This is a genomic window from Faecalibacillus faecis, from assembly GCF_003024675.1.
In the GTDB taxonomy this organism is placed as follows: Bacteria; Bacillota_I; Bacilli_A; order Erysipelotrichales; family Coprobacillaceae; genus Faecalibacillus; species Faecalibacillus faecis.
The window spans coordinates 41,623-53,739 of the sequence record NZ_PYLP01000017.1; the positions used below are offsets into that span (position 1 = coordinate 41,623).

Annotated in this window: 11 protein-coding genes; 9 read left to right on the plus strand and 2 right to left on the minus strand. The window is 29.4% G+C overall.

The genetic code is table 11. From position 1 onward, the window contains the following. The first annotated feature begins 9 nt into the window (after window positions 1-9). Together C7U55_RS10970 and C7U55_RS10975 are read left to right on the plus strand one after the other, a co-directional pair. Complete coding sequence (locus tag C7U55_RS10970; protein WP_162297443.1) at window positions 10-3,984, plus strand: NPCBM/NEW2 domain-containing protein; 3,975 nt, start codon at window positions 10-12, stop codon at window positions 3,982-3,984. Window positions 3,985-4,005: 21 nt separating this feature from the next. Then, entirely contained in the window at window positions 4,006-4,944 is a 939-nt protein-coding gene (locus tag C7U55_RS10975) for a hypothetical protein (protein ID WP_106988595.1), read from the plus strand. A gap of 360 nt (window positions 4,945-5,304) precedes the next feature. Here the strand turns inward: C7U55_RS10975 and C7U55_RS13460 are convergent, their stop codons facing one another. Together C7U55_RS13460 and C7U55_RS10990 are read right to left on the minus strand one after the other, a co-directional pair. Next, window positions 5,305-5,628 (minus strand): hypothetical protein, encoded by a 324-nt coding sequence (locus tag C7U55_RS13460; protein ID WP_146139623.1) that lies wholly within the window; start codon window positions 5,626-5,628, stop codon window positions 5,305-5,307. Window positions 5,629-6,107: 479 nt separating this feature from the next. Beyond that, window positions 6,108-6,368 (minus strand): hypothetical protein, encoded by a 261-nt coding sequence (locus C7U55_RS10990; protein WP_106988597.1) that lies wholly within the window; start codon window positions 6,366-6,368, stop codon window positions 6,108-6,110. A 555-nt stretch (window positions 6,369-6,923) separates the two neighbouring features. Here C7U55_RS10990 and C7U55_RS10995 point away from each other — a divergent pair. The 7 genes from C7U55_RS10995 to tnpA form a co-directional block, all read left to right on the plus strand. Beyond that, complete coding sequence (locus tag C7U55_RS10995) at window positions 6,924-7,319, plus strand: hypothetical protein (RefSeq protein WP_106988598.1); 396 nt, start codon at window positions 6,924-6,926, stop codon at window positions 7,317-7,319. Between the two features lie 91 nt (window positions 7,320-7,410). After that, window positions 7,411-8,109 carry a DUF554 domain-containing protein gene (locus C7U55_RS11000; RefSeq protein WP_162297444.1) on the plus strand — a complete coding sequence of 233 codons (699 nt, stop codon included), beginning with the start codon at window positions 7,411-7,413 and terminating at the stop codon, window positions 8,107-8,109. 8 nt (window positions 8,110-8,117) lie between these two features. Continuing rightward, complete coding sequence (locus C7U55_RS11005; RefSeq protein WP_106988600.1) at window positions 8,118-8,606, plus strand: GNAT family N-acetyltransferase; 489 nt, start codon at window positions 8,118-8,120, stop codon at window positions 8,604-8,606. 77 nt (window positions 8,607-8,683) lie between these two features. Continuing rightward, entirely contained in the window at window positions 8,684-9,778 is a 1,095-nt protein-coding gene (locus C7U55_RS11010; protein WP_106988601.1) for a hypothetical protein, read from the plus strand. 38 nt (window positions 9,779-9,816) lie between these two features. Beyond that, entirely contained in the window at window positions 9,817-10,554 is a 738-nt protein-coding gene (locus C7U55_RS11015) for an esterase family protein (protein WP_106988602.1), read from the plus strand. A 13-nt stretch (window positions 10,555-10,567) separates the two neighbouring features. After that, entirely contained in the window at window positions 10,568-11,764 is a 1,197-nt protein-coding gene (locus C7U55_RS11020; RefSeq protein ID WP_106988603.1) for an ATP-grasp domain-containing protein, read from the plus strand. Window positions 11,765-11,949: 185 nt separating this feature from the next. After that, on the plus strand, window positions 11,950-12,117 hold a 168-nt coding region (gene tnpA / locus C7U55_RS14280), incomplete at its 3' end, for an IS66 family insertion sequence element accessory protein TnpA (RefSeq protein WP_396130022.1).

The window sequence follows — 12,117 nt, forward strand, 5'->3', positions numbered from 1 at the left end:
GATAAATGCATGAGAAAAAAATCAAAGAAAATAATAAGTAGTATTTTAGGTTTAGTTGTGTTGTTTCAAATGGTATGTCCAGTTTCTTCCTATGCAGTAGAAAATGGTGGACAAGAAACGACGAATGAAAGCTTAGTGATGGATGAAAACACTGGTAAAGACGAAGATAACAGTGCTCAGGACTCTTCAAAAGATGAAGAAAATATCGTTGTTATGGCTGCTCACGAAAGCGAAGACTATAAATATCTTTCTGATTTAGATTATATTACAGAAAATAATTGGTCTTATGCAGGATGGGGAGAAATCAAAAAAGACAAGAATATTGAAAATGGACAAATCAGTTTACTTGTTGATGGAACAAGGATCTATTTCAATAAAGGTATGGGAGCGCATGCTTCTTCACAACTTACCTATGATGTTTCTGGTTTTTCAGGTACATATACCCGATTTGTTTCTAAAATGGGAGTCGATGCTTCTAAAAATGGTCTAGGAGAAGTTTGGTTTAGAATTTCTGCTTCAAAGGATGGAACAAATTGGGATGAACTTTATAAATCAAATACAGTAACTTCAAAAGACAATGCCTTAGATGTAGATTTAAATATTAAAGATTATAAATATTTAAGATTATATGCAGATAAAAATGGCTCAAATGCAGTAGATCATGCTGTTTATGCAGATTCGCGAATTGTAAAAGAAAACTATGATCTTTCATCAGAACTTTTTGATGATATTAAAAAGGTATCTTACTATGATGAAATTCTTTCTAAAAATACAGTAGAAGAAAACTATAATAATCATTTCGATACAGTATTAAAAAGAGAATTTGTCAATCGCATGGGTTATTGGAATTTACAAAACAGTATCAAAGACGATGATACTGGTGAAGCTAAAGAAGCTATTAAATGGATTTTTAATGACCAAAAAAACTTACAACTATTTATTGAAACTGGAAATGTAGGAGATTCTTTAAAATGTGTTAGTCTATTAAAAGAATTATATAGTAAGCACAAAGATGATCTTAATGATCAAACACAAGGTGATGTTTATAAAAAGATGATGATTGCCTTAGCAATTGCTTATAGCACAGATAAAAACGGTTCACCGTTGAGTTTCAATATGCAACCGAATTCTTATGATGCTTTAAAAAGATATGAAATTATAAAAGATCTATACGATTCAGGTCTGTTTGCTAGAAAAGATGAATTTAGTACATACAACATGGAACTTATTCGAATGGTAATGAATGATTCTATTAGTAATGATGAAATCTATTGGTTAAGACATTACTCACAATCACGTCATGGAACGGATCTCAATAAAGCTCTAAACCCTTATAATTATATGCGTTATGTTTCACCAAACTATGCTCAAGATAAATTTTATGATGCAAACAATAAAGAAACATATGATACGAAGTATCAATTAAGTAAATATAACATTCCTTATGGATTAAATAGTGATGGAACAAAGACATCAAGAACATGGATGGTTATGGAAGCTGGAGGTATTTGTTGGAATATTTCAAGATTAGGACAAAACTTAAATCGTGTTTATGGAATACCAACAGTAGGTATCTATCAACCAGCTCATGAATCTTATTTTACTTATTCACAAAATAGTGATGGTAAAGGTATCTGGAGTATTGGAAACAATATTTTTGGTTGGGGACAAAGTTCGTCAAAATGGTATGGTGGAAATGGAACACGTTTATTATTAAATTGGAATAATAAATCATTTACACGTCCACATATGGGATTAAAGGTTGATCTAGGTAATGGAGTGAAATCGGATGTAGGAAATAACGGTGGATATCAATTATTAGGACAAGCTGCTTTAAATAACTATGAAGCTTATCAAAAATCACTTTATTATAACTTAATTGCTAATTCTTATGAAAGTGCAACAATAAAAGAAGAAGTTTATAATAAAGCACTAGAAGTTTTAGATATCAATTTAGACAGTTTTGAAGCAATACTTAATCTTTATAAACAAAAAGGTGATCAAGTAACAAGTGCAAATTGGTTAGAATTCGCTAAAAGAGTGATTTCAACATATACCTACTATCCAATGGCTATGACAGATTTATTAAGAGTGATTAATCCTTATTTGAATAGAGAAGATACACTAGAAGTTGATATGTTAAAAACAGAAGCTTTGAATAAAGCTTTAAATGCGACAGATGATGAGGTATTACAATCAGGAGCATGTAGAGAAATTGCCCGTGCACTCCTAGGCAGTGACAAAGTCGATTTAGCTTCATTCTCTTTTGATGGAGAAAATGCGGGTAAGATCGTTATGAATTCAAAATATGATGATTATGATTTCCAAGTCCAATATAGTTTGGATGGGGGAAATACTTGGGAAACCTCATTAGAACATAAAATAGTTTTATCTAAAAAACAAATCGAAAGTATTACTGCTGATAATGATATCCAAGTTAAAATATCAGGATCAAATCAAATATTTACGATTGATATTTTAAAAGGTGAAAATATTTCTTCAAAAACACTTGCGATGAATGATGATGAAGATTCCTTTGTTGGAAAAATAGAATTTTTAGAATATAGTATAGACAATGGAAAAACATGGAAGGCTTTTGATAGTGATACGAGAATTACAGGAAATCAAAAAGTGCTTGCTCGATACAGAGCACATGGGGTGTATTTAAGTGGAGATAGTACAGAATATAACTTTACTGAAAATAACGATAAAGAGAAAAAATATGTTTACGTTAAAGATATTTCTTACGTATCTTCTGGAAGTTCTCAAAGTGGATATGCTGCAAAAAATATGATCGATGCCAGTCCATTTACAACATGGCATACAACGTGGGGACAAGTTGCTAAAGATAAAACCTATGTCGTAAGCTTTAATGAAGTAAAATATTTATCACAAATTTCCTATGATCCTGCGGGATTAAATGGAAGAATCAAATCAGCAAAGGTTTATGTTAGTCTAGATGGGCAAGAATGGACCTTAGCGGGAGAAAAAACAAATATGGCAAATAACACCGCCAGAAAAGAACTTGTTTTAGATGAATCTCTTCCAGCAAAATTTGTGAAAATCGAAGCAACGGAAACTTATGGAAACAACGAAGGACCAAATAAATATGTAAGTGGAACTCGTTTTAATTATTATGAAGACACCACAAAAGTTTATAAGGATCCTAGTGTCGAATATTCAGTAACTTCACTTACTAATAAAGATGTTGTAGCGACTTTACAACTTCCTTCAGGATTTAAAGCTGTTGGTGAAAGTACATATACATTTGATAAAAATGGTGAACATACATTCACTTATAAAGATTTAAATAATAAGGAAAAAACAATCGAAGCCAAAGTTTCATGGATCGATAAAGAAGTTCCAACTGCAACAGTAGAATATGATATTACAGAAAAAACAGAATTTGCGGTGAAAGCAACTTTAAAAGATTTTTCAAAAGAAAATGTAAAAGTGCTTAATGGTGATGAAGATGGTAGTCATACTTTTACAAAAAATGGCGAATTTACTTTCATGATTCAAGATGAAGCAGGTAATATTGGTTATGTTACCGCAAAAGTAACATGGATTACAGCTAAAGATACTGAGGTGGACGATGATTTATATGTTAAATCAGATGATTATGTTGTTAAAGATGATGTAATTAAAAATATTGATGCAAATACTTCATTAGAAGAATTAAAATCAAAATTAAATACAAATGCGAAACAATTCAAACTTATTAAAAATGGTCAAGAAGTTGATATAATTTCAACAGGAACAATTCTTGTTCTTGATAATGATAGAAGTTATACATTAGTTGTAACTGGAGATATTAATGGTGATAGTTTTCATAATCAATTAGATCTAACTCTTTTAATTAATCACTTGTTAGATCGTACTTTGATTCAAAATGAAATAGAATCAATGGCATCGAATATGAATGATGATGGTGAAATTGATATTGTCGATCTTTCAATAATGAACAAGAAAACACTTAATTAGTGGTAAAAGAAGGAGAAAAAGATGAAAAGAAAAATTATCTCAGTTATAACAACTTTTGTATTAATACTATCTTCTCATTTTTCAATGATTTACGCATTGGATAAACCTCATTTAAATTTAAATGAAAAAGAAGATTCAGTAGAAGTAACACTGAATCTTCCCAAAGTAGAAAATGGGTTAGATGCTTTCTCTGGTAAAATTGATTATGATCAAAATAAATTAGAACTTGTTAAAGTAAAACAGGTATCAAAAAAATTAAAAACACCAGAGTATAATGAAAATAACGGAAAATTTATTTTATTGATCAATTCTAAAACCATTAATGAATCAGTTGATGCAGTATGCTTTACATTTAAAGTTAAGAAAAATGTTGCAGGGGATACAACGGTAAAAGTAACTAAATTAACAGGAGCTACTTCAAAAAATCAAAAGATTAATTTAGATGATGTACAAACTGTTTTTACAACAGACAAGAAAGAAAACAATTCCAATACGGGTAACGGTTCTAATAGTTCAGATACATCTAAAGACAATGATTCAAAAAATGATACGAATAAATCAAATACAACCACTAAACCAAATGATTCTCATAAAAATAGTGATGAGAAAAACATAAGTAAACAAAATAAGGTTAGTTCAGATGATAGTTTAAGTAAAAAGGAGACAAAAAAAGAAATTATTTCAGCAAATAAAACGAATCAAAAATCATCAGTAAATGAAGCAACAAAAAAAGATACCGATGCTAATAAAACAACATCTTCAGAAGATAAAACTTCTTCAAATGAAGATGAAACAAGCGTTTTACAAGATGGCAGTAAACAAAAAAAGGAAAAAGGAAATAAAAAAAATATTAATGGAAAACTGATTGTTGAAAAAAAAGAGCTAATCTATCCAAAAATCTTGATAGTCGTTGCACTTTTGATTTTATTGTTACTACTAAAATTAAGAAAGAAAAAATAGATAAAAGAAAGGGTAACCAAATAATTTAGAGGATAAGCCAAATTATTTAGGGGACAACTTTAAGGCTGATTAAGAAAACTCTGTTGAAAGTTAGGGGTTCTTTAGGTAGCTAACCTAAAATACTAAAATAAAATTTATGAAAAAGAGAGCAAATAGGGAATGTAACTGTTGGCACCTTCTATTTTGTCATAGCCGTTAGTTCCATAATAATTTTGCTTATATGTACGATTGAGTCTTTCTTCAATCTGTTTGAATGGTCTATATTTTTGGCTTTATGAAATAACATGATATTTTTGAAATAGAACTAATGAACAACCATGAGGCAAATCTCAAATGAGACACCTCATGGTTTTATATTTCCTAAAAATCTACATGTCTGAGTTCGAAAAGTTTATCTAGGATATCATAGTTTTTCAAAGCTATATTCTTTATGCCTTCCAACTCTTTGTTTAGGGCCTGTATTTTTAAATCAATTTCATCTAGCGTTATATTACAGTTTTCATTAAACGCCTGATAATCTTCATCTACAATCACTGCATATTTTTTCATGTTTTCCAATAAGCAGAGCATGAGTCTTGCCGCATGCGGCACAAATAATACGCTGAATGGAAACTTTGATTTTTCTTCCAAGAAAATCATAGCAGCGAGAATAGGAAGAATGCATATGCCAGTTATGACTGCCACAGGTGCATTCAATAGAAGATAAAGAAAATGAAAAAAGGAAATCAGAATATAGTTTTCTGAATTTGATAAGAGCATCAAAATCATTTTTAGCTTTGGAAGTATTGAGTTTTATAGAGTAATCAGTTATTATAATCATGTCTTTAACGAGAGCTGATACACCATTGACATAGTTTATGATGGTCTGGTGAGAAATACGCACACCATGTATCTGTTTCATGATGAGAGCTGTTTTTCTGGCACTAAGGCCATAATTGACGTAATACGTCAGAATAAGACCAAGAACTTTATGATCAAAATGAATTCTTAAATATTGAATCCTGTATTTAAAGATTGAGATGTCTTTTTAAGAGGGTCCATATCAAATTTGAACTCACGATAATGATATCTGAGACGATACTGATTGCTAGAAGTAAGAAGAGAATCCCTGTCATCACTATCTAAAATTTCTTTATTATGTTTGTAATAGGGACAGTCTTGATTCATGCAGACATAAACAAAATAGCCATTGCGATCATGGTGTAAAGTAAGTTTTCGTTTGCAGTGAGGACAGTAGATACCAATATCATATTTAATTGTCGTTTTAACGGTAAAAGTATTCCTGCAAGCTTTGCATTGATATTGACCTTTGCCTTTATTGTTGTCGTAAATATATTCTTTAGGAGCACCACAATAAGGACATACACCATCAAATGTAAAAGATTTGGAATTTCTTCGTCTAACAGGCCCAATATTCTTTTCATTGATGATGTCTTCAAAAGAAAGCTGTTCAACTAGTTCGTTTTTGAATAGAGGCGGTTCATCGACCTTGAAATCAGCATAGGAAATTTGGACATCTTTGTTTTTAGAAGATTTAAGATGAGAGATTTCTTTTTTGGTAACAGGATTGATATTGTCTTCAAAGAACTTGTTGGGTCAGTTAATATGTTCAGAGGCCTCATCAAGATGATAGATAAAATCAATATCGTTCAAATGATCAGAAATAGAGTTAGGGATCCTGTTTAAGAGGTTTAAAGGTTGAAAATATTGAGAGAATTTAAAATTTTGTTTAGAAGAAGATTCAATAGAATCAATTAAATGTGTTATACTTTGCATGATGAAATATCCTTTCGTTAGATTTTGATTAGCACTTAAAAGTATAACAAGGAATTTCATCTTCTTTAGTATAAACGAAAAAAGATGATTACTAAGATATACTCAGTAATCATTTTACTGTTAATATAGATAAATTGGAAGGTAGTGTATTTACGCTATTAATATAGATTTTTGACCTACCAAAATAAAAAGGAAAGTGTTATATGAAAAATCATGTAAAAGTGAAGATTGATGGAATATTAAATAATAGTTTATTTAAGATTACAATGATTGTTCTATGTTGTTTGATATTGTCTACTTCTATTATTAGAACGGATAATTTTATAAATTGTATGTTTAATGGGTTAGTCATTTTTGCTTTATTAATAAATATCTATCATTTACCAATAGTAAATGATTATATAAAGAAGTGCAAAAAGAAATGTGGACTTATAATATTATTAATAGGATGTATTGTTTTTGGTTTTTGGTATTATTTTGAAATTGGTGGATTAGTAGGTTTTACGATCATTTGTATTTCCTTTTATTTGATTATATGGGGTATATTAAATACTTTTAAAATTAAAGAATTGTTTTACATGTTGTTAAATCTTATATAGATCTAACAATTTTTTTATATGTTGGTGTACATAATTTTCTATGTGCAACTCATTTATGTTTTGTTATAATAGGGCAGAAGGTGGTGATTTTATGCCAGTTGGCGTTCTAACAAATGTATGTGCTGTCTTTATTGGCACATTTGTCGGAGGATTTATTAAAAAAATATTACCAAAACATCTTATTGAAGAACTTCCAAAAGTATTTGGGATTTGTTCAGTAACGATTGGGATTACTTCTATTTTAAATGTAAAAACATTACCTATGGTTATTATGGCTATTATTTTAGGTTTTGTTATTGGAGAACTTTGTCATCTTTATGATCATGTTCATCATATTTTTGCCTATTTGCTTGATAGGTTGCCTTTTAGTATAGAAGGTAATCAAGAAGAATATATGCAACTCTATTTATTAGTTGTTTTAATGTTTTCTATGTCAGGAATGGGTTTATTTGGAGCTTTGACTGAAGGAATGTCAGGGGATGCTTCTGTTTTAATTTCTAAATCTGTTTTAGATTTTTTCACAGCTATTTTATTTGGGGCAGCTTTAGGTTATGCTCAAAGTTTGATTTGCGTTCCACAACTTATTATTTTACTCGCTTGTTTTTTCCTTGCTAAAGCAATCTTACCATTTGTAAATGCAACAATGATTGCAGATTTTAAAGCGTGTGGGGGTGTTATTACGATGATTACTGGTCTAACTGTTTCTAAAATACTTGATGTACGTGCGATGAATCTTGTACCAGCCCTTATTTTAGTAATACCTTTTGTAGGAATTTATGCAATGTTATAGGATGGATTATGTTAAAGAAAGTAACTTTAAAAGATTTAGATCTTATTGATTCTATTGAAAAAACATGTTTTCCTAGTCAAGAGGCAGCAAGTAAGGATTCTTTAAAAGGACGTTTAGAAGTTTATCCAGAAGGCTTTTATCTTTACTATGTAGATGAAACACCTATTGGATATATCGGTGGTTTAAAAAACAATCAATGTGAATTACCAGATGAAATGTATGAAAATGCTTCTTTGCATCATCCAAATGGTGATTATCAACTTATTTTTTCAGTCTGTATCTTGCCGGATTATCGTCATAAGGGTTATGCAAGAAAGATGGTTAAAGAATACGTTTCTTTAAAAGAAAATGAAGTAAATGGATTTGTTTTAACATGTAAAGATCATTTGATTCCTTTTTATGAAAGCTGTAGCTTTCATTTTAAAGGAGTTTCAAAATCTGTTCATGGAAATGCTAAATGGAATGATATGGTAAGAATAAATGAAAGAGAAAGATAGTATTTCTCTTTTTTTGTACTATTTAGCCAATGACTAAAATACTATTTCGTTTTACAATGAAAAAAAGGAGAAATTGTATGGATGAATGTTTAGAAATAGTGTATCAAGCAGGATTTTTATATAAACATAAGGAAATTTATGGAAATGAAGAATTAGAAGTTTTAGAAAGAGCTAAAGATTTAAAACGAATGAATTATAGTTTATTTGAAAATTGTGAATTAAATAAAAGTTTTTTATTTTATAAAGTATGTGAGGTTTTAGAAAAAAAGAATAACCAAATGGATCTATTGACAACGGGTTGGTTGAATACTATTTTAGGTAAAAAAGAAAAAGGAATTCAAAAAGAACTTGAGGTTGATGATTGGGATGATTGTTATTTGTCTTATGAATATACTTTTCTTTCAATTGTAGAAGTTTATTGTATGACACATACAAGAAAACAGTTGGATGCTTTTTTAGAAGATGTTTCAATTGAAATGTTATATCAATTACAAGGAATAGAATTAATGATTAAAGAATATCAAAGTCATTGTAAAGAAATACAGTATGAAAATCTTAAAAATATTTTGGTTGATTTATTTAGTGATGGATTACATAAAGTAGAAATGGAATATCCTGAAGAAGTTTATGAAATTATTAGAAATTGTTTGGAATTAAAGTCTTTTATTTTACCTTTTTATTTACTTTGTTTTTGTTATCAAAAAGATTTTAATAAAGAGTGGAGAGCTGTAAAGAATTTAATTGATCGAAATTATTTAAAAGAAGAAATAGAAATAATTCCCTATATAAGTACAAAGGATTATTTTCAATTAGAAGAAGGAAAAGATCTTTATTATAAAGAAAACATCAAAGAACTTCCATTAGGTTTTCATCAATATTTTAAAAACCTCTATGAAGAATATCAAAGAATATCAATCATCTCCTCTTTATATAATAAACAAAGAATCTTTTCTATTTTTAAAAAAATGGAAATACAATATCAACTCTATCCAATGAAAGAATTTGTTGATGATTTTTATTTATTCTGTAATAAAGAAAAATATTGTTTAATGAAAGTTTTAGAACAGGTCCTAGATGATTGTTTAAAACAAGAATATGGAAAAGCTACCGTTGAAATAACACTTTCTTTGATAATGAATCAAAAATTAAGACTAGCAGTTTTTGGATTTTAGATAATGTGATACAATAGAGACAATAGGAGGGGAATAAAATGGAAATAAGATATTACAATGAATATAGCCAATGTTTAAATAGAGATATGGATTTTATTGTCTATGGTCATACAGGAATTCCAATTTTAGTATTTCCTGCTCAAGATGGACATTGTCAAGACTATGAAAACTTTGGAATGGTAGATACCATCAAAGATAAAATTGAACAAGGGCTTGTACAACTTTTTTGTGTAGAAAGTGTGGATGAAGAAAGTTATTCAGATGAAATGGGAAATCCTGCTCATCGTAGCTATATACTTGAACAATTTTATTATCATATTTGTGATGAAATGGTACCACGTATTCATGAAATCAATGGCACAGGGAAGATGATTTATACAACAGGATGCTCTTTAGGAGCAACACATGCCGCTAATATGATGCTTAGAAGACCAGATTTATTTATGGGATGTATTGGATTAAGTGGATATTATGATACGGATTTATTCTTTGGACAATATGTAGATGAAAATATTTATAATAATAGTCCTTTGAAATACTTAAATGGAATGTCATCAAATCATCCGTATGTTGCTCTTTATAATCAAAGAAAAATTATTCTTTGTTGTGGACAAGGTGCATGGGAAGATGAAATGGTTAAATCAACAGGCTTGATGAAAGAAACATTTGATCGTTTAGGGGTTCATGCATGGACAGATTTTTGGGGATATGATGTTAACCACGATTGGGATTGGTGGAGACAACAATTACCTTATTTTTTAGGACATATATTATAGGGGGATTTGAAAAATGAATTTAGTATTTATTTCTCCTAACTTTCCAACATATTATTGGAATTTTTGTAAATCATTAAGAGAAAGAGGAGTTACTGTTTTAGGAATAGGGGATGCTCCTTATGATGATTTAGTAAGTGAAACAAGGGAGAGCTTAGTAGAATATTATCGCGTTAATAATTTACAAAATTATGATGAAGTTTATCGTGCAATGGGTTTTTTTATTGGTAAATATGGTCGTATAGATTATATTGAATCGCAAAATGAATTTTGGCTTGAACTAGAAGCAAAATTAAGAGAAGATTTTAATATTCATCATGGAGTAAGACCTAAAGAACTTGAAGTGATGAAATATAAATCAAAAATGAAAGAAATCTATAAAAAAGCCAATGTGCCTACTGCAAGATATAAAGTCTTTAAAAATGATGAAGAACTTTATGAATTTTGTAAGGAAGTTGGTTTTCCAATTGTCGTTAAACCTGATAATGGAGTAGGGGCTACTTCAACTTATAAATTAAAAAATAAAAAACAAGTAAGTGAATTTTTAACAAGTTGGGATCGAGCTGTTTCGTTTATCGCAGAAGAATTCGTCAATGGACATGTTGAAACATTTGATGGAATTACGGATAGTAAAGCAAATATTTTGATTTGTACAAGTCATGTGATGATGCAATCTATTATGGATATTGTCAATGAAGGTGGAGATACTTCTTTCTATGGACAAATTGTAGAAGGTAGTGATATTAAAGAAGTTGGAACACGTGTTGTAAAAGCTTTTGATGCAAGACAAAAATTCTTCCACTTTGAATTCTTTAGATTAGATAAAGATAAAGAAGGCTTGGGAAAAAAAGGAGATCTTGTTGGTCTTGAAGTCAATATGCGTGCTCCAGGTGCTTATATTCCTGATATGATGAATTATTCTTATAATGCTAATGTTTATGATATCTTTGCGGATATGTTGATTTATGATCATTGCTTTATTGAACCTAAACAACAATATTGTATTGGTTATGCTGGAAGACGTAATGGCTTGAAATACAAACATCATAGTCAACAAATTCGTATGAAATACAAGAATCAATTGATTTCTTATGAAATCGTACCTGAAGCTTTAAGTGCAGCTATGGCAAATCAAGTTTATTTACTTAGAGCAAAGAATGAACAAGAAATCAAACGTATGATTCGCTATGTTTTAGAAAAGGATAAAGAATAAGGGATTTTGTGTGAAAACACAAAGTCTTTTTTTAATTCACAAGAAATTAATATAGTAAGCGCCAAATAAAATAGTGGATAAAAATATAGAATTTTAAGAACTACAATATAGAATGTGGAGACTCCATAAACTATATTGTAGTTTTTATATTCTCCAAAAACTATATGGAAAGGAAGAGAGACTATATGACAGTACAGGAACTTACCGAAAATGAAAAATATAAATTTTGGTATTTTAAAATCAAAGAATGCAAGGAAAGTGGTTTATCTGTCAAAGATTTCTGTGACAAAAACAATATCAAGCCGTCGACTTATTATAATTATCAACAAAAAATCAGAAATATTTTATGTGAT

Bases quoted from the DNA above. Each gene is read 5' to 3' on its own strand.
- C7U55_RS11000 (WP_162297444.1), top strand. From the start codon at position 7,411: ATGCCAGTTGGCGTTCTAACAAATGTATGTGCTGTCTTTATTGGCACA.
- C7U55_RS11010 (WP_106988601.1), top strand. From the start codon at position 8,684: ATGGATGAATGTTTAGAAATAGTGTATCAAGCAGGATTTTTATATAAA.
- C7U55_RS11005 (WP_106988600.1), top strand. From the start codon at position 8,118: ATGTTAAAGAAAGTAACTTTAAAAGATTTAGATCTTATTGATTCTATT.
- C7U55_RS10970 (WP_162297443.1), top strand. From the start codon at position 10: ATGAGAAAAAAATCAAAGAAAATAATAAGTAGTATTTTAGGTTTAGTT.
- C7U55_RS10995 (WP_106988598.1), top strand. From the start codon at position 6,924: ATGAAAAATCATGTAAAAGTGAAGATTGATGGAATATTAAATAATAGT.
- C7U55_RS11015 (WP_106988602.1), top strand. From the start codon at position 9,817: ATGGAAATAAGATATTACAATGAATATAGCCAATGTTTAAATAGAGAT.
- C7U55_RS11020 (WP_106988603.1), top strand. From the start codon at position 10,568: ATGAATTTAGTATTTATTTCTCCTAACTTTCCAACATATTATTGGAAT.
- C7U55_RS10975 (WP_106988595.1), top strand. From the start codon at position 4,006: ATGAAAAGAAAAATTATCTCAGTTATAACAACTTTTGTATTAATACTA.
- C7U55_RS10990 (WP_106988597.1), bottom strand. From the start codon at position 6,368: ATGAAAAGAATATTGGGCCTGTTAGACGAAGAAATTCCAAATCTTTTA.